Consider the following 22,203-nt stretch of genomic DNA (forward strand, 5'->3'; position numbering starts at 1 on the left):
ACCATATTATAATAATGAATCAGGAAATTGAACGCAGGCGAACATTCGCCATTATTTCCCATCCAGATGCGGGTAAAACGACACTAACTGAAAAGCTTCTACTTTTCGGTGGCCAAATTCAAGTAGCTGGCGCTGTCAAGAACAATAAGATTAAAAAGTCTGCTACATCGGATTGGATGGAAATAGAGAAACAACGTGGTATCTCTGTAACCACTTCTGTGATGGAGTTCGATTATGAGGGCTACAAAGTTAACATCCTCGACACTCCAGGTCATCAAGACTTTGCCGAGGACACGTTCCGCACACTGACAGCTGTCGATAGTGCAATCATTGTCGTTGACAGTGCAAAAGGTGTAGAAAATCAGACACGTAAACTGATGACGGTTTGCCGTATGCGCAAGACGCCAGTAATCATTTATATAAACAAGATGGACCGTGAAGGTCGTGACCCTTTTGATCTTCTTGATGAACTTGAACAAGAGCTGCAAATAAAAGTTCGCCCACTTTCTTGGCCAATCAATCAAGGACAGCGATTCAAGGGCGTCTATAATATCTATGAACAGAAACTCAATCTTTTCACTCCCGACAAACAGCACATCACAGAAAAGGTAGAAGTTGATATTCACTCTGATGAACTTGAAAAGCACGTTGGACAAGCTGATGCAGAAAAGTTACGTGAAGATCTCGAAATGGTAGATGGTGTTTATGATGAATTCAATCGCACAAACTACCTTAATGCTGAGGTTGCACCTGTTTTTTTTGGTTCTGCTCTCAACAATTTTGGCGTGAAAGAATTGCTCGATTGCTTTGTAGAGATTGCTCCTAGCCCTCGCCCTACTCAGGCTGAAGAGCGACAAGTAATGCCAGATGAACCTAAGTTCACAGGTTTTATCTTCAAGATTACAGCAAATATCGACCCTAACCATCGCTCTTGTATTGCTTTTTGCAAAATTTGTAGTGGCAAGTTCACACGAAATATGCCCTATCTCCATGTGCGACAAGGCAAAATGGTACGTTTCTCCTCCCCTACTCAATTCATGGCGCAGCGCAAAAGCACCATTGATGAGGCATGGCCAGGTGACATCATTGGTTTGCCCGACAATGGGATTTTCAAAATTGGCGACACACTGACAGAAGGAGAAAATCTTCATTTCCGTGGCCTCCCCAGCTTCTCTCCAGAAATGTTCAAATACATAGAAAATGCTGACCCGATGAAAACAAAGCAACTTAACAAAGGTATCGAGCAATTGATGGACGAAGGTGTTGCACAGCTATTTGTAAACCAGTTTAATGGACGAAAAATCATCGGCACAGTAGGACAACTTCAATTCGAGGTTATTCAGTATAGATTGGAAAACGAATATAATGCAAAATGCAGATGGGAACCGATTTCACTCTACAAAGCGTGCTGGATAGAAAGCGATGATGAAGCAGAACTTGAAAAGTTCAAACAACGCAAATATCAATATATGGCAAAAGATCGTGAGGGACGCGATGTATTCCTCGCTGATTCTGGCTATATGCTCACTATGGCACAACAAGATTTCGAACACATTAAGTTTCACTTTACAAGTGAGTTCTAAAACTTATTATACTCACAAACAAAACACGGACGCTTCTTTTGACTGCGCCCGTGTTTCATATTTATAATAGCGGGATTATTCATATTCAGTATAGCTATGGCAATCTACATATCAATCAAATATTTATTCAAAGGAAAAACATAAAATGCCCTCTGAAAAATAAGAAGTTCGTTTCATCCCATCCCCCAAACGAAAGATATAAGAGGAAAGAAAATTCTTATCCATTTAGAAAGAAATACTTCTATTTCGTTATATGTGATCTCGCATACGTTCAATGCAGTAGAAGCTACTTGATTACGGGCAATAAATAATTATCCCACTTTGTCATATTGCTTTTTTAATGTAATTTCGCGCAACCACTTTTGACTTCTATGAGTAACAAGAAATTTCAGAAAACGACATCAGAAGAGAGAGCTCTTCTTGAGCGTCCCAGACCGCTTCCTCGCGAATGGCAGGAAGATATTCGGCAAGCCGTTGAAGTAATGAACCGTGGCGGTATTATTCTCTATCCCACTGATACCATTTGGGGATTGGGTTGCGATGCCACTAATGAGGAAGCTGTCAAAAAGATCTATGAAATCAAACACAGAGTTGATTCTAAAGCACTCATTACTCTTGTCGACTCCGAAGCAAAAGTACAGTTCTACGTTCGTGAGGTGCCCAATGTGGCTTGGGACGTTATAGAATTCAGCACAAAACCCACAACGATTATTTACGATGGAGCGCGCAATCTTGCAGCTAATTTGTTAGCCGAAGACGGTAGCGTAGGCATTCGCATTACAAAAGAGCCTTTTAGTAAGCAGCTATGTTTTCGCATGAAGCGAGCAATTGTTTCCACCTCTGCTAATATCAGCGGAGAACCCTCTCCCCATAAATTTCGTGACATTTCTGATGAAATTTTAGACGCAGTTGATTACGTATGCACCAGCCGCCGTAGCGAGAAAAGTAATCCGCCAGCCTCAAGTATTATCAAATTAGGAGCAGGCGGTCTGGTGAAAGTCATTCGCAGATAACCTCATTTGAGTTGCCATTTATGGAAATTATCCTCAAAAGCTTTAACATCTGGAGAGAGAAGCACCTCAGTGCACGCCAATTTCTGCTCTTGCTAGCATTCCTTGCTGGCATAGGCGCAGCTCTGGCTGCACAGTTCCTCAAGTGGCTTATCAGTGAAATAGAATTTCTACTCACCTATCAATTCGACACTACTCGAGCGCAGTGGCTCTATCTTGTCTATCCGATTATTGGCATCCTGCTAACGGCACTCTTTATTAAGTATGTCGTCAAAGACAACATTGGGCACGGTATCACGAAGATTCTTTATGCCATCAGTCGGCAGCGCGGACACATTAGGCAGCACAACTGTTGGTCGAGTGTCATTGCTTCAAGTATAACAATTGGCTTTGGTGGCTCTGTTGGAGCTGAGTCACCTGTCGTGCTGACGGGCGCAGCAATAGGCTCCACCTTGGGAAATACATTCAAATTGGACCATCGTACGTTAATGATACTGGTGGGGTGTGGTGCATCGGCTGCCATTGCTGGAATCTTTAAGGCTCCGATTGCGGGTGTAGTTTTCACATTGGAAGTTTTGATGTTGGATATGACGATGTCTTCCATCGTTCCGCTTCTTATCTCTGCCTTAACTGCAACTTGCGTCACCTATTTTCTAACAGGTACGGAAGCAATGTTCAATTTCCACCTCAATGCTCCCTTTGTGGTAGAGCGTATTCCTACCTCTATATTGCTCGGCATCGTTTGCGGCTTACTATCACTCTACTTCACTAGAGCTATGAGTTCCTTTGAACAAGTGTTTGGACGCATCAATAATCTATACTATAAGGTAGCACTTGGAGGTATAACCCTAGCTATCCTCATTTATTTCTTTCCTTTGCTTTATGGTGAAGGCTATGAAACAATTAGTCATATCATCAATGCCAAGAGTCTAACAGACTTGGATAGACTGATGAACAACTCTCTCTTTTATGGACATCCAGAGCTATTATTACTTTATCTATCACTCACTATCATCGTAAAAGTGTTTGCTACCACGGCTACAAATGGTGGCGGTGGTTGTGGTGGTACTTTTGCCCCTAGTCTCTTCTTGGGGTGCTTAATGGGCTTTGTATTCTCCTGCGGTTGGAACGAGTTTCATCCATTTGACATATATCTACCATTCCAAAACTATGCACTTTTAGGTATGGCAGGTTTGATGAGTGGAGTGTTCCATGCACCATTGTTAGGCGTATTCCTCATTGCAGAGCTGACAGGGGGATATGATATGTTTGTTCCACTACTTATTGTAAGTGCTGTATCCTTCATCACTATCAATATTTTTGAGAGGCATAGTATATACGCCATTCGTCTTGCTCGTCGAGGCGATTTGCTCACGCATCATATAGACCAAAGTATCTTAACATTGATGTCTCTAGAATCTGTTATAGAGAAAGAACGCCCCACGTTCTCTCCCGACACCCGATTGGGGCAAATAGTACAAACCATCTCAACCACAGGAGGAGAAGATTTTGCTGTAACAGACCGAAAAGGTACACTATTGGGAATCATCAACTTGCGCAAAATCCGTAAATTTATTTTCCGTAGCGAGCTCTATCGGCTCTACACTGCAGAACAGCTCATGCAACAACCTGCTGCCGTTCTAAATGTGGACGATACGATGCAAACCGTCATGGACAAATTTCAAGGTAATGAGGCAGAAGTTCTTCCCGTTCTTCGAGCTAATCACACGTTTGCTGGTTTCGTATCAAAAACTCATGTTTATAGCTCTTACCGACAACTCATCAAAGATTTCTCACAAGAATAATAATGACAAAAGAAGATTTAAGAATCGTATATATGGGTACTCCCGATTTTGCTGTGGAGAGTCTACGTCGCCTTGTGGAAGGTGGCTATAATGTTGTGGGAGTGATCACTATGCCCGACAAGCCTATGGGGCGTCATCAGGATCAACTCTCGCAATCGGCGGTTAAGAAATATGCCGTGGAGCACGGATTAAGGTTGCTCCAACCTGTGAAACTGAAAGATCCCAACTTTATTGAAGAGCTTCGTTCACTAAAAGCCGACTTGCAAATTGTAGTAGCATTCAGAATGCTACCTGAAATAGTATGGGCTATGCCACGCTTAGGAACGTTCAACCTCCATGCGTCACTCCTTCCACAATATCGCGGAGCAGCCCCTATAAACTGGGCTGTTATCAACGGCGACACTGAAACAGGCATCACTACCTTCTTCCTTCAGCAGGAAATTGATACGGGGAATATCATCCAGCAAGTGAAAGTTCCCATTCTCGACACAGATAATGTAGAGGATGTACACGACAAACTCATGGTACTGGGTGGCAATCTCGTATTAGAAACAGTCGACAATATCATAGCCGATAATGTGCGTCCCATTCCTCAAGAGCAGTTCGCCTCTGAAAAGCCTTTACGCCCAGCTCCAAAAATTTTCAAAGAAACCTGTAAAATTGATTGGACGTGCGGTGTTAAACGGAGCTATGATTTCATTCGCGGCCTCTCCCCCTACCCTGCAGCTTGGACTACTCTTGTAGCTAATGGAAAAGAGCAGATGCTGAAAATATTCAAGACCGAAAAAGAATTTTGCTCTCCCACAGATCCTATTGGTACAGTTGTTTTGGACGGAAAGAAATATATGAAAGTTGCCCTCGAAGATGGCTACTTAAACCTGTTAGAAATCCAACTTGCTGGTAAGAAACGCATGCATGCTGAAGATTTTCTCCGTGGTTTCCATGCAGAAGACGTTTTTGTAAAATAGAATCTTAGTTTGACAAAGCAAAGGAATATTCTACAAAGAATAGATGAAGGCTACAATCACTCCACAGATTGTAGCTTTTATTATCTACGAAGCAAGTATATTAACGTTGTTGGTTGATATTTATAGCCCTCGAAAGCATTTCCTATCGTTCGAGGGCTATTATTAAGAAAAACACAACAGTGTGTTACTGTGTGATATTTTACAATCCTTTTGCTGTTAAGAGAGCATCCATTTGTTGCTGGAGTTCCTGAGCTTTTTGGGCAGCTACTTCGGCATAGTCCTCTTCTGAACTTGCATAGATGATACCGCGAGAGGAATTGACAAGGAGGCCACACTCGGAAGTCATACCGTATTGGCATACTTCTTCAAGACTTCCACCTTGAGCTCCTACACCTGGAACAAGCAGGAAATTATTTGGCGCAACACGCCGAATGTCTTCAAAGAGACGACCTTGGGTAGCACCAACAACATACATCATACGGTCAGCATCTGCCCATTGCTGGCTGACGCGGAGCACTTTTTCAAACAAACGTTCGCCATGACAATCCTCCGTTAATTGGAAATCGTGACTACCTTTATTGCTCGTCAGCGCTAAAAGTATGACCCATTTGTCGGGATATTGCAAAAATGGTGTAACACTGTCTTCTCCCATATAAGGAGCGACAGTCAGGGCATCAACATTCATCTCTTCAAACATCCCACGAGCATACATCGCACTCGTGTTACCAATGTCCCCACGCTTAGCATCGGCAATGACAAGATGGTTGGGATATTCTGCCTTGATATACTTGATCGTATCTTCTAAAGCCTTCCAACCTTCCAAGCCAAAGCATTCATAAAAAGCTAAGTTTGGCTTGTATGCCACGCAGTATGGAGCAGTAGCATCAATTATAGTTTTGTTGAAAGTAAAAATAGGGTTGTCACCTTTCAAGACACACGCGGGCATTTTTTTAAGGTCTGTATCCAGACCTACGCAAAGGAAACTACGTCGCTCGCGTATTTGGTGAATGAGTTGTTGCTTATTCATTTTTATCTTTATGTTTATAGAAGAGTAAATAGCCATGCACAGAAAGGCTCTTATCTTTAGTGTCTAATTTCTTCGATTCAGAATAGAAAGAGATATTAGTAACCAAAAGATTTACATTCTTATGCCGAGTTGGAACGATAAGAGGTTTGATAGGAGTTTGTAACTTGGACCATTTCTTAATATCTGAAAGATGGAAGGGCACAAAGTATTCATGCTCTTTTCCAGCTTCTTCTATAGTTTGAGAAACGACCATTATATCAGTGGTGCGAACGGAATCAGCAACATCACTACTATACACATCAAATGCAGCTATACGTTCTACTCCCGCAGGAATAGTGAAAACATCGCCCTCCACCTGAAAATCATAATTAACGCTTGATGTATCGGCAACTTCTTTATCCCACAAATTAACATCCTTCGTGATAAACTCTTTTACTGCCGAAGAACCAATATTATAATGAAGATAGCTCAGTTTTTCCACCAACATACTATGCTGCTCATAAGGAAGCGTTTTCACATAAGTATCTAAGGCTTCATCATCCATCGGTAATTTTGGTTTCTTCACGCTATTCTCGATGATTTCTCTCACCTGACTCGCCAGTACACGCTGTGTAACATTCACAAAATTCCAAGGTCCAACAGAGGAAAGCACAAAAAGAATGCTGAAAGATAGCAAAATAGCCTTGATTTTCAGCGAGCGTGTAAAGATGAGATACACACAGATGCCATAACACCAAAGATTGAAAAGCAGGAGATAAAGGCGCATGTAAGTAATACCGTAATCGTTTAGACGCTTCGCTATTCCCACTGTCATTAAAACAAGCAAAGGCAAGATAAGAAGTGGCATCCATCGACAACACAACTTATCAAACTTATTTGGAGTTTCTTGCATCCGCGCTGGATAAAGCAATGTGATAAGTAAGATCACACCTATCACCAAAATGCTAACAGGAACGGAAACCCAGCCAACGGGCAAAGTCCACATCGCAAGAATACGAGCAGCATAAACATAAAGCACAATTGCGTAGATCAGCAAGAGCGGAGCCAACAGAAAGCGTGCAAAAATATTTAGAATCTGAACGGAGTGCAGCGTATAATTGTGCTTTTTCTCTCCATAGGGCTGTTGCAAGAGAAAAAGGAACACAGGCAATAGCAAAGCAGCAATAAAGGAGGTATCAACATATACTTTCCAAGAGATATCTATATTGAATAGTACATCTAGCATCCAATAGAGCAAGGACATTCCTCCCTGAAGTATGCCACCAATAATTATAGATACAATAGCTGTAGCAAGCGTGTAAAACGAAAAGTTCCAATATGGCAAATCATTCTTTGAACGGAAGAAAGAACATACTAAAACGCTCAAACCAAAAGATGTAACTAGTGAGAGATTACTCACAAAATGTTCTACGCTGAAATCAGACACATTATAGAGGTAGATAGCATTAACTACCCAAAGTGCTTGAAGAACTCCAAAGACTGTCCAACGTAACCACTTCCGCCGTACTTCTTCACCCCACAATTGTAAAGAGAGCGACAATACAGCTCCACTACTCAAAAAATAGACAGCAACCTGCCACCAACGTTGTGCTTCCAAATTTTCAATATGGACTCCACATAAGAGTAATACAGCCAACACACAAACCTCGAGTAATGGCAACCAGAAGCGACGCCACAAACGCTGAAGAGATTCGGCCGACAGCATATCCAAGTATTTGTTGATAAACTTAAACATAACTGCTTTTTTAATGGTTAATAATAAATTTACATTTCTGTTTCTTTCAAACGCTCTGCATTCTCCGCCACGATGAGATGATCAATGCAATCTTGAATATCTCCATCCATGAAAGCAGAAAGATTATATATGGTGTAGTTGATACGATGATCCGTGATGCGCCCTTGAGGATAATTATAGGTACGAATCTTGGCTGAACGGTCACCCGTAGAAACAAGCGACTTACGACGATTGGCAATGTCGTCAACATACTTCTGATGCTCGTGGTCGTAGATATAAGTACGCAAACGAGCTAACGCACGCTCTTTATTCTTAGGCTGATCACGCGTTTCGGTACACTCAATCAAAATCTCCTCCACTTCACCCGTATTGGGATTCTTCCAATTGTAGCGCAAGCGCACACCAGATTCCACCTTGTTCACGTTCTGACCACCAGCTCCTGAACTACGGAACGTGTCCCATTTGATTTCACCTTCGTGAATTTCTACATCGAAAGGCTCTGCTTCGGGCAACACGGCCACCGTAGCCGCAGAGGTATGAACACGTCCCTGTGTTTCTGTGGCTGGTACACGCTGAACACGATGTACACCACTTTCATATTTCAGCACTCCGTAGACATCTGCGCCCGTTACTGAAATAACAATTTCCTTGAAACCACCAACAGCTCCTTCTGAGGCAGAACTAACTTCAAAGGTCCATCCCTTTGTCTCGCAAAACTTAGAATACATACGAAAAAGGTCACCAGCAAAGAGCGCAGCCTCATCACCGCCAGTACCAGCACGGATTTCGAGAATGGCATTCTTACCATCTTCTGGATCTTTTGGCACAAGCATCAGCTTTATTTGTTCTTCCAGCTCGGGGATCTGTGCTTCGCACGTAGCCACCTCCTCTCGAGCCATTTCTTTCATCTCTGGATCGCTCTCATTGAGTAAGATATCCTTACTTTCTTCCAGATTCGCCAACAAATGCGCATACTTCTCACGTGCATCCATCAGATCTTCCAAATCTTTATATTCCTTCGTCAAGCGAACATAACGTTGCTGGTCGGCTATGACATTAGGGTCTGTAATGAGTGTTGAGACTTCGTCGAAGCGGCCACGCAGGCCATCGAGCTTCTCAAGTATAGAATTATTTGACATAAGCTGTTATTAGAAAATCTCGGAAGTCTAACGAAGCAGACTATCCGAGATGTTCGAAAATCAATAATTAAACGTGCCGAATTCGCTCTGAATGGTCAAACTGCGTTTGCCATCTTCGATACGGCCAACTATTTGAGCGTCGATATTGAAACTTTTGGAGATTTCAATAACCTTATCAGCATCTTCAGGGGCAAGATAAACTTCAAGGCGATGTCCCATATTGAACACTTTATACATTTCCTGCCAATCCGTTTGACTTTGCTGCTGAATAGCACGGAAGAGAGGAGGAACAGGGAACATATTGTCTTTGATAACACGACAATTTTCGCCAACGAAATGCAACACCTTTGTTTGCGCACCTCCCGTACAATGCACCATACCATGAATGCGCGGACGGAGTTCATCAAGCAAACGCTTCACTACAGGGGCATACGTTCGCGTAGGACTCAGCACGAGTTTTCCAGCATTAACGGGTGCACCATCCACTTCATCCTCCAAACGGAAATTCCCACTATAGACAAGTTCTTCAGGTACAGCATGGTCGTAGCTCTCAGGATATTTCTCAGCCAGATACTTAGCAAAAACATCATGACGGGCACTAGTCAAACCGTTAGAGCCCATCCCGCCATTATATTCTTTCTCGTAAGTGGCTTGCCCGCAACTGCTCAAACCTACAATAACGTCGCCTGGACGAATATTGGCATTGTCGATAACATCGCTACGCTTCATTCGACACGTTACCGTACTGTCCACAATAATCGTACGAACCAAGTCGCCCACATCAGCCGTTTCACCTCCGGTAGCATAAATACCTACACCCATATCACGCATTTGTTGGAGAAGTTCGTCAGTACCATTTATAATAGCACTTATTACCTCGCCAGGAATGAGCATCTTGTTGCGACCAATCGTACTGGAAACAAGTATATTGTCTACCGCGCCCACACAGAGCAAGTCATCCGTGTTCATAATGAGAGCATCTTGCGCAATACCTTTCCATACGCTCACATCGCCAGTTTCTTTCCAATACAGATAAGCCAAAGACGATTTGGTACCAGCACCATCAGCGTGCATGATGTTACAGTAGTCTGGATCGCCTCCTAAAATATCTGGAATAATTTTACAAAAGGCTTGAGGGAAAAGTCCCTTGTCGATATTCTTAATAGCATTATGTACGTCTTCTTTCATAGCCGAGACGCCACGAGCCATATAACGATTGTTCATATAATAAATGAAAACTTAGGAAAATTAGAACTCTACTTTCGGTGCATTTTGTGCAGCAGCATCTGCTTCAAACTTATTCTTTGTTTGGAATCCACAAATATTAGCAATGAGGTTAGAAGGGAATGTACGAACCTTCACATTGTAGGATTGAACGGACTCATTATAACGTTTCCGGCTCTCATTGATACGATTCTCTGTTCCCTCCAATTGTGCTTGTAATTCCATAAAATTTTCGTTAGCCTTGAGTTCTGGATAGTTCTCGCTAACGGCAATGAGTTTGCCGAGCGCACTTCCCAGTTCGCCTTGCGCAGCCTGATACTCCTTGAGCTTCTCAGGTGTCAAGTTCTCTGGATTAACTGTGATTTGAGTTGCCTTTGCACGTGCTTCAACCACTTCTTTGAAAGTTTGCTCCTCATGCTTGGCATAACCTTTCACGGTGTTTACAAGATTAGGAATTAAGTCAGCTCGACGTTGGTACTGTGTCTGCACATTGGCCCAAGCCGTAGAAACATTTTCATCTTCTTGAACCAATCCGTTACGCACTATGACTCCCCAAAGCAGACAAAGGCCTATAACAGCCAAGAAAGAGAGCAAGACAATTATGCTCAAAACGCTTATACTTTTCATTTTTGTAATATTTATTTATCGAGTTAATAATTCTTTTAAAACATAGGAAGATATAGCTCCTCTGCAGAAGGATAAAGCTTTGAAGCCATCCTATCAAAAAGATCCACCAGCACCTCCTCCGCCAAAGGAACCACCGCCAAAGGAACCGCCAGAAAAACCTCCACCGCCTCCGCTACCACTGCCAAGACCGCCACCAAAGAAAGGAGGAAAAACAGAAATAGGATGATGATTCCCACTCCCATTATTGGGATCTTCGTGTGTATATTCAGTGTGTCCACAAACGGAGCAACGCCACAATGTGCGTATGCGCCATTTCCCATTGACTTTCACATAAGTTTGTTGAACTTTACGCATCTGTCTTTTGCCGCAGTTCGGACATTTTCGTTTAGGCTGGGCTGCCGCGATGAAAGCAAACAGAAGTACTCCTATAAAGATGGCAACAAACGCTCCCATAAGAGGATTTTCCTCTTCTGACTTTTCAGCTTCAAGGCTCTCATCGCCATTCATATAGCCAACTAAAGCGTCAACACTCTTCAGCATAGCATTGTCCCAATCCCCTTTTTTCAAGAGAGGTTTCATTATTCGATTCTCCACACGCGAGCAGATAGCATCGGGTAGAGTTCCTTCCAATCCCTCACCAGTGAGGATATAGAATTTCCTATCCTTTGTTGCCAAAACAATAACAAGCCCTGTGTTTTGCTTTTTACTACCAATGCCATATTTACTCGCCAAGTCCATACCAAACTGATATGCATCGGCATTTTCAACACGCTCTACAGCAACAACGATAGCTTGTACACCACGCGTTTGCTCAAGAGCCACTAATTTTTGATTGATAGAATCTTCTATAGCAAGCGAAAGCACTCCATCAGGATTACACACATGATGAGAAGCGTTCTGCAAATAAGGCATCGGGAGGTTTTCGGGCGTCCATACTTCAGCCCGACAGAAAAAAGGTATCAACAAAAGAAGCAAGAGAAGCTTACTTTTTATTGTTGCATAAAAGCGCAAGAAATAAGATGTCTCTTGCGTTGTCGGTAGCTTTTGATAATCCATAAAATGGAATCTATTCTTTTTACGAGTGCTAAGATACGGGAAAATGCAAATACTACCAAATTTTTCCGACCAGCAAAGAGATATAATAGGCGAAAAGAGATATTCAATAATACAAGAATCATAGAAAAATATTACTTTCTCTACTATTTTACTTACCTTTGCGCCCCACTCACCAGTTTCACTTTTGAAAACTCGAATAACTAATTTATAATTTCTTACAAACATCATCATACATGAAAAGAACTTTTCTTTTTGCCCTACTATTAAGTATGGCAACAATGCTTTTGGCGCAAATTCCGAGCGGCTACTACAATGCAGCTTCTGGAAAGTCGGGACAAGAACTCAAAACCGCCCTCTTCAAAACTATTGGGCCGCACACCGATGTAGGCTATGGTGGACTCTTCACCGTCTACCAAAAGTCAGATATTCGCCCTGATGGTAAGATCTGGGATATGTATTCTGGCACCACCAATTATTCCATCGACGATCACAATGGAAGTTATAGTAAAGAGGGAGATATGTACAACCGCGAGCACAGCGTACCTCAAAGTTGGTTTCAGAAGGCTTCGCCCATGAAGAGTGATGCTTTCCATGTCGTTCCAACGGATGGATATGTCAATAATCGCCGCGGGAATTTCCCCTTCGGTAATGTTTCTGCACCTACTTACACCTCAAACGGAGGTTTCTCAAAGGTGGGCCGCTGCGCCAACCCTGGCTACTCAGGCACAGTGTTTGAGCCCAACGATGAATACAAGGGCGACTTTGCTCGCATCTATTTCTATATGGCAACGTGCTATGAAAATCGTATCGGCTCTTGGGGCGGCGTTTTTGGAAAAGGCACTTACCCTGGCATTGCTCAATGGGAACTTGATGTCCTTCTAAAATGGGCCAAGGAAGATCCTGTGAGCAAAAAGGAAATAGACCGTAACAACGCTGTTTACAAGTTCCAGCACAATCGTAATCCTTATGTAGATTTCCCTGGACTTGAGCAATATGTATGGGGAGAAAAGAAGAGCACAAACTTTGACCCTGCTAACTATAACGGATCAACTACGCCCTCTGAAGCAAACGCTCCTGCAGCTCCTGTCTTCAGCCTAGGCAGTGGTGAAATAGCGGCAAATACTGTTGTGACTATTTCTATTCCAACAGCAGGTTCTACACTCGTCTACACCATTAACGGAGGCAGCGAGCAAACTGCTACATCTACAGTTACATTGACTATCAGTCAGGCGACAACGATTTCTGCTTACACCACAAAAGACGGACACAAGAGTGACATCATCACGCGCAGTTGGACCATTGAAAGCATTGCTCCTCAACCTACTGGCGAGAATCTTTGGGTACGCGTAAATAGTGCTTCTCAACTCAAAGCAGGCAGCCGCTACCTCATTGTTTGTGAAGGCGAAAGCCGAGCTATGAGCGCACAGAGTTCTACTGACTATCGCACAGAGACAAACATCTCCATTGTTGATGGTACGATTCAGACAGAAGTAAATGCTTCGGGCAAGCCTTATGCTTTCAAATTGGGAGGCCAGAACAATGCTTGGACACTCTTTGACGAAGTGGGCAACGTATATCTCTCACTCGAAGTGGACAAGAATAAAATTAACACGAATCAAAGTGCAACGGCCACTTCTGCTCAGTGGACCATTACTCTGACCGGTGGCGACACACGCATTGCCAACGTAGCTAATAATCGTCGCGAAATTCGCTACAATTCTTCGGCTTCTCGCTTCTCCACCTACACACAAGGTCAACATCCTATTACACTCTATGTTGAAAGCCCCACAACAGGTGTCAATACAATGAGCCTCAACACGAATAGCGTAAATGTCTACGATACGACTGGCCGTTTGATTCTCCGCAACGTGAATCCTACACAAACCAACTTTAATCTCCCCGCTGGTATTTATATCATTGGTGGTCGCAAGATTATAGTTCGATAAACAGCGTCCTAAATTTTTCTCAAAAACAATCCCCCACATCTTTCAGCCGCATAGGCTTTGGATGTGGGGATTTTCATTCTACAGAAAAGGGGAACACTCTCAATCAGAAAACCATATAACACTGATATACAACAACATAAGTGATGGTAAAAAATATCCTTATTGCGTCAGCTGACACAATAAGGCTGTCAGCTGACATCCTTATTGTATTTGAGCATACAATAAGGATATTTTTAGTAGGAAAAGAAGTATCATACTCCCCTCTTTATACATCAATAAATAGCCAGTAAAATAGGGTTCAAACCATTGAGTAAAACGAGCATTGATAGGCTCTTTTTCCTCCACTCTATCTAAAGTTTATTGACAAAGTCAATAAATGTCTTTATTTACTCTGAAGGATAATTATACTTCTCACGTTCTCTCCCCTCTTTTGTTTTGTGTGCATCAAAATGATACTTAAATGTCAACGAAACAAAATGGTTCATGGTTTCAAAGATGGTCTCGGTACGACTATAAGCAGATACATCTGTGAAGAAAAGACGTCGCTGATTGAGAATATCATCGACCGAGAGTGTGAGATGAGCCTTCCCATGTAAGAATCCCCAATCTATGTTGGAATCCCAGATAAAGCGTGGACGATTCATGGTTGGAACGACATAGCCATGATAACCTTGAACTCGGAAATTGGTTTGAAATGTCCAGTTGGGTATTTTATAACGAGCTGTGAAATTCGCAAAATAGGACCCCAAGCGATTATTGTAGTTGAATGTCTCACTATTGTTGCGATAGCTAAAAGAATAAGAGCTAGCCAACTCTAATAGCAATTTTTGGCTTTCATAAACCAAATTGGGGCGGAAACTAAACTGCGTTTGCTGAGAACGATTCAAAGCAGAGATAGGTGCCAGAGGAGTAGCCGTTAGATAACCATAACTACGAATCAGAGAAACACTGCTTCTTCCACCCATTGTGAAATAGTCCGACAAAGCACGCTGATAACTGCCGCCGAACACCCACTCATAACCTCCGCGTACATTGATGGGACGAGAGCGATAGACTCCCGTTGTAGAGTCGTAAGAAAAGAGAGTCCCGATAGGATTCACAAAGCGTCGGTAATCAGCCGTGAACTGAAAACTCTGTACAGAACGGGCAATATTTCCTAAAAACGAAAGCGAAACATGGTGAGTGTAACTATCTTTCAAGTTCGGGTTGCCTTCCGTGATATACAGCGGATTTGAAGTGTCCACCCAAGCTATTTGGCTAAGTTGGTCTGCGGGAGTAGCAGAGTATTCATAGCCCCCCTTCAACGTGACTCCTTTTCGAATTTTCCATTGTACAAAAAATTCTGGTTTAACATACCAATCACGACGTGTGGAAGTAGTATCCACTCTTCCACGCAAATAGTTAAGTTGACGGTGCAGATTCTGTACTTCGAGAGATGGAAAGAATTGGAAATTGGCCACATTCCACGTTGCGTCAAGACTGATTTTCTGCGAATTGCCGATATCGCGACGACGATAAGAATTATTCACGTCACGAACCCGATTAAGAGAATCCTGAGGAAAGGGAGACAAGCCATCATAAGAGGGCAAATCGCTCAGCCTATAAAGATCCTCACGAACAAAACCACGCTCATGGTCATACTCATACTTCGCTGAAAGTCTACAATTACGCCCGAACCAACGCTCATAGCTTACAAACGCTTCTAGGTTTGAAGAATGAGATGGAGTGCGCCCATATTGTACCTCGCTAATAGGAGCACGCGACACATAGGATATGTCGCGATTGAGCAACTCACGAACAACTCCGCTCTTACCTCCTGCATTCATACCAATTTCCAGCTGACTCTTGTCGGCAAAGAAATGTGTCCATTTAAATTTTCCCTGTACGCTTGACGCATCCTCGCGCGTAGTTTGCCGCGTGTCAGAGTTGACCGTTCTTATAGCCAATAGTGCTGGAAGACTGGAATGCAAAGGATTATCGACAAGCGAATAAGGGTCGGCACTATAAACGCCATAAAGCGTATTATCAACATGATTTTCTTTACTATATCCCGCTTCAAACGAATAGGACAAAGAGTTGGCTGAATCTGGATTCCATTCACCTTCCAACATAAACTTAGGGTCAAAGACATTCTTACGCACATAGTGGTCAGTTAACTGGAAAGTTCTATCTTGGTTAGGAAAGAATGTTTCTTCAGTTTTATGCGTATTCTGCCAAGTATCCGTCCGGCCAATATTCAGAAAAGGAGAAATATAACTAGCCTGAGAGTCCTCTCCTTTTTGATGTTTATAGCCCAAAGCACCAAAGAGCTGTCGGCCAAAAGGAGAGTAAGAACCTGTCATTGAATTGCTAAAACTTTTTTCCAATACATGATTTGCCAAATTATCCCAGTTGAACACTGCTAAGACAGGGTCATGGATTGAAAGATAAGTGGCATCAAGATTCACCTGCGCCCGTTTGGGCGTTTGCCCTGTTAAAGAAGCCGTGCCATACCACTTATCAAGGAAACCAGGCTTAATAGTAATATCAAGAACGTGGTCTTCCGCTCCATCGTCCTTGCCTGTGCGCTCCTTCATCTTCGAGGCTTTGTTATAAGCCTTAATATTCTCAACAGCTTCTACTGGCAACTGCTGCGTCAGCAGATCATTGTTGGCCATCATGGGTTGCCCATTCATCAAAATGCGGATGGGCTTATCCATCCAATAGAGTTGCCCATCTTTGATAGTAACTCCTGGTAGTTTCTTTATGAGTTCCTCTAAGCGAGCTCCTTCACTTAGATTGAAAGCCGCAGGATTGAAGACAACCGTATCGCCACGCATCGTGAAACGCTTTGCATGGCCTTGAACCACAGCACTCTTCAATAAAATATCGGAAGGCTCTATGGCAATATCTCCTATATGTATGGTATCATTTCCTCCCAAATCTCCCGCCACAAATCGCCGAATAGTAATTTTATATCCCACCGTGGTAGCACGGAGCGTGGCCATACCCATTGCATCAGAAGAGAAGTTCCCTAAACTATCAGTTAGCGCATTAATCACAAAAGTCATTCTATCGACGTGTGATTCAACAGCCACAACTGCTTCTTCCAAAGGCTGCTTCGTCAAGGCATCAATCACTCTGCCGACGACAACATCTGCTGCTACTGGCACAGATAGCATGGCCAACAGCATTACCATAAAGATTTTTCGTGAAGTTTTCATAGACTTTTGTTTTGCGCAAATGTAAGTTTTTTTTAAGCAAAACAAGAATTCTAATAAAAAAGATAGAATAGAATTACATTTATCTGTATAAATGCACTAATATATATCGTGAAGGACAACAGATAGAAGGACTAACTTTCGTGCCAGAAATCCCACGCCACAAGGGCTTGAACATGGAGCATCTCAAGGCCATTCTTCACCACAGCTCCATGGGCTGCTCCGCGAGTCATAAACTGAGTTTGCTCGGGATTATAAACCAAATCGTAAAGAAGGTGTTGAGGAGTAAGCGAAGCGTAAGGAATGGCAGGTGCCTCATCTATGTGCGGAAACATTCCAACAGGAGAGCAGTTGACAATAACGGTATGTTCGGCCATGATTGTCGGAGTAAGTTCTTCATAAGTCAGTTGCCCAGGTTTCTTACTCCGGCTAACAAAAGTAGAGGCAATGCCGAGTTGTTGAAGCCCATACACAACGGCTTTAGAAGCCCCTCCTGTTCCAAGAATCAGCGCCCGTTTGTGGGAGGGATTGAGCAGCGGAGTAATTGATCGACTAAAGCCCACGACATCACTATTATAGCCATAAAGATGAGTACCATCGGCATCATGACTTACACGAATGACATTGACCGCCCCTATGGCTTTGGCTTCTTCTGATATTCTGTCGAGCATTGGCAGGACGGATTGCTTGTAAGGGATAGTGACATTCAAGCCTCGCAACTGCGGATCTTGAATAATGTCTAACAACTGCTCTGCCCTGAGTATTTCATAGTTTTTATAAATAGCTGCAATGCCCTCTTGCTCAAATTTCTCAGAAAAGAAACGAGCAGAAAAGGAATGCCCCAAAGGATAACCAATCAATCCGTAGTGCTCTGTCATTTCGTTGCGGTATAGAGGGTGCTCAAGCCAAAGGTGAAACGCTCAAATTGAACGTCCTTAAAACCTGCTTTTTGCAGGATCTTTTGCATTTCCTCGCCTTGCGGAAATGCCTCCATTGAGGCGGGGAGATAGTTGTAAGCCTTTGTATCTTTCGATATGAACCGCCCAACCAGCGGCATGAGTACGTGAGAATACAGTCCGAACACTTGCTTCATCGGGAAAGAATGAGGCGTAGTGAGTTCGATGATAACAAGGCGGCCACCTTCTCTAAGAACCCGGTGCATCTCACAAAGTCCACGGTCGAGATCCTCAAAGTTTCGGACACCATAAGCCACCGTCACAGCATCGAAAGCATTGTCGGGCAAAGACAGGTTCATACAGTCTTCCTTTTGAAACTTTATAACGTCAGAAAGGCCTGCTTCTGCAATTTTGCGACGTCCCACTTCCAACATTCCTTCACTAAGATCCACACCCAAGAGCTGCTCTGGCTTCAATCGGCGAGTAGCTAGCAAAGCAAAATCTCCGGTTCCTGTTGCCACATCAAGAATCTGCTTGGGAGCATAAGGCAAAAGAGTATCAATAGCTGTATTGCGCCAATAGCGATCAAGGCCTAATGATAAGGAGTGATTAAGAAGATCATAAGTAGGAGCTATATTATCAAACATTTTCTCTACTTGTTCACCTTTTCGACCTTCTTCACTGTAGGGTTTTATCTTCTCTTGGTTATACATCTTCTTTAGAATGCGTTTTAGAATGGAGACAATAAAAATTAGAAAAGATTACGAGATGCGAGTGAAGGGTGTATGAGAACACTTTTCTTGCCTCGCACCTCGTAACCTTATGAATATGATTGAAGAAAGAGACTTACTTCAAGTAGGCTGCAACATTTTGCTCAATGCGTTCTGCAAGACCTTCGCTCTCGTCACCTTCAAACTTCTCGCCTGTAATGTGTTCGTAGAGCTCTATATAGCGTTCACTAATACTACGAACAATTTCGTCCGTCATTTCGGGAACTTGTTGTCCTTCCTTACCCTGGAAACCATTTTCCATTAACCATTCACGAACAAACTCCTTAGAGAGCTGCTTCTGAGGCTGTCCTGCTTCAAAACGCTCTTCATAGCCTTCACTATAGAAATAGCGAGAAGAGTCGGGAGTATGGATTTCGTCCATCAAATAAATCTCTCCATTGTGAAGTCCGAATTCATATTTCGTATCTACGAGAATCAAACCGCGCTTTGCCGCAATCTCACTACCACGTTTAAACAACGCCATAGTATATTTCTCCAAGACAGCGTATTCTTCAGGCGTTGCTAGACCACGAGCAAGAATCTCTTCCTTAGAAATATCTGCATCGTGCTCCCCTATCTCAGCCTTGGTAGTAGGAGTAATGATTGGCTCTGGAAATTTTTGGTTCTCTTTCATACCGTCAGGCAGACGAACACCGCAAATCTCACGAACACCACTCTTATAGGTACGCCAAGCACTACCGCAGAGATATCCACGAACAATCATTTCAACGGGAAAGCCTTTACAAAGAACGCCAGCCGTAACCATAGGATCGGGAGTGGCTAACTTCCAGTTGGGACAAATATCCTTAGTGGCATCTAAGAACTTTGCCGCAATCTGATTGAGAACTTGCCCCTTAAAAGGAATACCTTTGGGAAGTATGACATCGAAAGCAGAAATGCGATCCGTTGCAATCATTACCAACTGTTCGTCGTTAATGTTATAAACGTCACGAACCTTTCCGTGGTAAACTCCCTTCTGACCTGGGAAATGAAAATCAGTTTTTGTTAAAGCACTCATTTTGTTTATATTTTTTTTTTGCTTTCCTGTTGTCGGCAGCAAAGCCAACAGCAGAATTGCCTTGTTAGCTTTTTGGGGGTAAAGATGAAGCAGATTGAGACTTTGCTTCACGTTTTATTTTCTGTTCTTTTTCATCGGACTCGTAGGCTTCAACGATACGCGTAACAAGCTTGTGACGCACAATATCTTTCTTTGTCAGCTCTACAAATGCAATACCAGGGATTCCTTTGAGGATGCGCTGTGCTTCCTTCAGACCGCTTTTCTGACTCAGCGGTAGATCTATCTGCGTTAAATCGCCAGTAACGATCATCTTAGTATCTTTACCCATACGGGTGAGAAACATCTTTATTTGAGCTGTAGTTGTATTCTGCGCTTCATCAAGAATCACGATGGCGTCATTCAGAGTTCGACCACGCATAAAGGCTAGAGGGGCAATTTGAATAACATTCGTATCCATATACTCTTGCAACTTTGCTGCGGGAATCATCTCTTGCAGTGCATCGTAAAGCGGTTGGAGATATGGATCTATCTTTTCTTTCATATCGCCAGGTAAGAAACCTAACTTCTCTCCAGCTTCCACAGCAGGACGACTCAAAATGATTTTACGAATAGACTTATTCTTAAGCGCACGCACAGCTAAGGCTATGGCCGTATATGTCTTTCCTGAACCAGCTGGCCCAATAGCGAATAGCAAATCATTCTTGCTGAAATTTTCAACAAGCTTGCGTTGGTTTTCAGAACGAGCAGTAATGGGACGTCCGCCTGTACTGTAGACTATAACATCCTCTGCGATCTCATTCTTTGTCGTCTCACCACGAGTTATATCTATGATGTTTTCTTCTGTGAGGGTATTGAACTTAACACAATGTTCAATAAGCGCTTGAAAAGTTTCTTCAAAGGCAACCATTTCTACTTCATCTCCCATCACTTTTAGGATATTGTCACGTCCTATTATACGAAGCTTAGGATTAAGTGCCCTTATCAAGCGTAAATTAGCATTTCCTGCACCATAAAATACTACAGGATCTGCCTCTTCGATAACGTAATGTTTCTCTATCAAACTGGTAGTGAATAAATAAAGACTCCACGACAAGATGCCATATAGGAGTATATGTTATTTTCCTGCAAAAATAATGAAAGCAAAGCATAATCCCACGTTTTTTAGTACTTTTGTTATCGACAATATCAAAAGCTATTAGCAAATAAAATATATGCGATTCACTCGACTTCACTTTCTGGGCTCATTCTTCACGATTGTCTTCATACTCCTCATTGTGAAATGCACAAATCCGAATCTTACTCTTTCATACAGCCTTCATACGGTAGATTCCGTCCTCTATTCTTACAGAAAAGGAAAAACGGATTCTATTTTAGTGCAAAGTGCCAAAGTAGACTCTATTTTCCTCCGCCCACGTGCACATATAAAACTGATGACAAAAGATGGACAACCTGTGAAGAATCGCGTAGTCAGTGTACCAACCTTTGCAGATGCATTTCCAGACATGAACGATGTGCAGTTAGCTACAGCCCAACGATTAGGATTGAAAAGTGTAATTGCTAACCGAGCGGAGGCAATAAAACACTCAGATAAGCTGGTTTATATTGGCGACAATCCTTTCTACAAAGTTGAACGTCTACATCAATCTATTCCCTATCTTATTCCCCGTGCAGCTACATTACTCAATGAAATTGCGCGCTCCTTTATAGATTCTTGCGCAAGTAAAGGCGTAGGATTCCATAAGATTGTTATCACCTCCGTCACAAGAACACGAGAAGATGTAGAAAGATTGCGGCGATTCAATTCGAATGCATCCGAACAAAGTTGCCACCAATATGGAACTACTTTCGATATTGGTTACAACAAATTTGAACGCGTGAATGATCCTGATGGAACGAAACGTCCCACAGAATGGGGAACGCGCTTAAAGAGTATCTTAGCCGAAGTTCTTAACGACCAACGCAAATTGGGAACCTGCTACATAAAATACGAGTACCGCAAACCATGCTTTCACATAACGTGCCGATAAGCTTTGATTAGGCCTATCTAAAATTTCACCAGATAGTAATAAAACACAATAAAGATCTTCGAAAATATCCTTATTGCGTTTTAAGATACAATAAGGATGTCAGCTGACATCCTTATTACCCCAATTCGGGATAAGCAATACTTCTTTTTCCTCAAAAAAAGTTTCAATAAAA

At 42.7% G+C, this 22,203-nt stretch carries 17 protein-coding genes; 6 read left to right on the forward strand and 11 right to left on the reverse strand.

What is annotated here, in order from left to right; translation table 11 throughout:
- The first annotated feature begins 14 nt into the window (after window positions 1-14).
- From ACO4R2_RS00240 to fmt, 4 genes are all read left to right on the forward strand, one after another.
- Window positions 15-1,583: a peptide chain release factor 3 gene (locus ACO4R2_RS00240; RefSeq protein ID WP_484768726.1), complete on the forward strand. Its 1,569-nt coding sequence runs from the start codon at window positions 15-17 to the stop codon at window positions 1,581-1,583.
- Between the two features lie 371 nt (window positions 1,584-1,954).
- Window positions 1,955-2,596 (forward strand): L-threonylcarbamoyladenylate synthase, encoded by a 642-nt coding sequence (locus ACO4R2_RS00245; protein ID WP_484768727.1) that lies wholly within the window; start codon window positions 1,955-1,957, stop codon window positions 2,594-2,596.
- A 20-nt stretch (window positions 2,597-2,616) separates the two neighbouring features.
- On the forward strand, window positions 2,617-4,398 hold the full coding sequence (locus ACO4R2_RS00250; RefSeq protein ID WP_347719171.1) for a chloride channel protein: 1,782 nt from the start codon (window positions 2,617-2,619) through the stop codon (window positions 4,396-4,398).
- A gap of 2 nt (window positions 4,399-4,400) precedes the next feature.
- On the forward strand, window positions 4,401-5,366 hold the full coding sequence (gene fmt / locus ACO4R2_RS00255; protein WP_484768728.1) for a methionyl-tRNA formyltransferase: 966 nt from the start codon (window positions 4,401-4,403) through the stop codon (window positions 5,364-5,366).
- 199 nt (window positions 5,367-5,565) lie between these two features.
- On the opposite strand, the gene pyrF is transcribed toward fmt, so the two are convergent.
- The 6 genes from pyrF to ACO4R2_RS00285 form a co-directional block, all read right to left on the reverse strand.
- Window positions 5,566-6,393: an orotidine-5'-phosphate decarboxylase gene (gene pyrF / locus ACO4R2_RS00260; protein WP_484768729.1), complete on the reverse strand. Its 828-nt coding sequence runs from the start codon at window positions 6,391-6,393 to the stop codon at window positions 5,566-5,568.
- Entirely contained in the window at window positions 6,386-8,128 is a 1,743-nt protein-coding gene (locus ACO4R2_RS00265; protein ID WP_347719174.1) for a DUF4153 domain-containing protein, read from the reverse strand. Before ACO4R2_RS00265 ends, pyrF begins: the two co-directional genes overlap by 8 nt.
- 29 nt (window positions 8,129-8,157) lie before the next feature.
- Window positions 8,158-9,267 (reverse strand): peptide chain release factor 1, encoded by a 1,110-nt coding sequence (gene prfA / locus ACO4R2_RS00270; protein ID WP_347719175.1) that lies wholly within the window; start codon window positions 9,265-9,267, stop codon window positions 8,158-8,160.
- A 60-nt stretch (window positions 9,268-9,327) separates the two neighbouring features.
- Window positions 9,328-10,491, reverse strand: a complete 1,164-nt coding sequence (locus ACO4R2_RS00275) for an AIR synthase-related protein (RefSeq protein ID WP_484768730.1) — start codon at window positions 10,489-10,491, stop codon at window positions 9,328-9,330.
- A gap of 24 nt (window positions 10,492-10,515) precedes the next feature.
- A complete protein-coding gene (locus ACO4R2_RS00280; RefSeq protein WP_484768731.1) occupies window positions 10,516-11,118 on the reverse strand; it encodes a LemA family protein in 603 nt (200 codons plus the stop codon).
- 93 nt (window positions 11,119-11,211) lie between these two features.
- The gene (locus ACO4R2_RS00285) at window positions 11,212-12,174 is read right to left on the reverse strand and encodes a TPM domain-containing protein (RefSeq protein ID WP_484768732.1); all 963 of its coding nucleotides are present in this window, start codon (window positions 12,172-12,174) and stop codon (window positions 11,212-11,214) included.
- 233 nt (window positions 12,175-12,407) lie between these two features.
- Here ACO4R2_RS00285 and ACO4R2_RS00290 point away from each other — a divergent pair, with 233 nt between their 5' ends.
- Window positions 12,408-14,120 carry an endonuclease gene (locus ACO4R2_RS00290; RefSeq protein WP_484768733.1) on the forward strand — a complete coding sequence of 571 codons (1,713 nt, stop codon included), beginning with the start codon at window positions 12,408-12,410 and terminating at the stop codon, window positions 14,118-14,120.
- Between the two features lie 386 nt (window positions 14,121-14,506).
- Here ACO4R2_RS00290 and ACO4R2_RS00295 read toward each other — a convergent pair whose 3' ends face one another.
- The 5 genes from ACO4R2_RS00295 to ACO4R2_RS00315 form a co-directional block, all read right to left on the reverse strand.
- Window positions 14,507-17,323 carry an outer membrane beta-barrel protein gene (locus ACO4R2_RS00295; RefSeq protein WP_484768734.1) on the reverse strand — a complete coding sequence of 939 codons (2,817 nt, stop codon included), beginning with the start codon at window positions 17,321-17,323 and terminating at the stop codon, window positions 14,507-14,509.
- A 131-nt stretch (window positions 17,324-17,454) separates the two neighbouring features.
- Window positions 17,455-18,198: a shikimate dehydrogenase family protein gene (locus ACO4R2_RS00300; RefSeq protein ID WP_484768735.1), complete on the reverse strand. Its 744-nt coding sequence runs from the start codon at window positions 18,196-18,198 to the stop codon at window positions 17,455-17,457.
- A complete protein-coding gene (gene ubiE, locus ACO4R2_RS00305) occupies window positions 18,195-18,929 on the reverse strand; it encodes a bifunctional demethylmenaquinone methyltransferase/2-methoxy-6-polyprenyl-1,4-benzoquinol methylase UbiE (RefSeq protein WP_484768736.1) in 735 nt (244 codons plus the stop codon). Before ubiE ends, ACO4R2_RS00300 begins: the two co-directional genes overlap by 4 nt.
- 133 nt (window positions 18,930-19,062) lie before the next feature.
- Complete coding sequence (locus ACO4R2_RS00310; protein ID WP_484768737.1) at window positions 19,063-20,004, reverse strand: phosphoribosylaminoimidazolesuccinocarboxamide synthase; 942 nt, start codon at window positions 20,002-20,004, stop codon at window positions 19,063-19,065.
- A gap of 64 nt (window positions 20,005-20,068) precedes the next feature.
- On the reverse strand, window positions 20,069-21,064 hold the full coding sequence (locus ACO4R2_RS00315; RefSeq protein ID WP_484768738.1) for a PhoH family protein: 996 nt from the start codon (window positions 21,062-21,064) through the stop codon (window positions 20,069-20,071).
- Between the two features lie 151 nt (window positions 21,065-21,215).
- On the opposite strand from ACO4R2_RS00315, the gene ACO4R2_RS00320 reads away from it, so the two are divergent.
- Window positions 21,216-22,031 carry a DUF5715 family protein gene (locus ACO4R2_RS00320; protein WP_484768739.1) on the forward strand — a complete coding sequence of 272 codons (816 nt, stop codon included), beginning with the start codon at window positions 21,216-21,218 and terminating at the stop codon, window positions 22,029-22,031.
- Window positions 22,032-22,203: the final 172 nt, after the last annotated feature.

It is taken from the genome of Alloprevotella sp. (assembly GCF_057240785.1).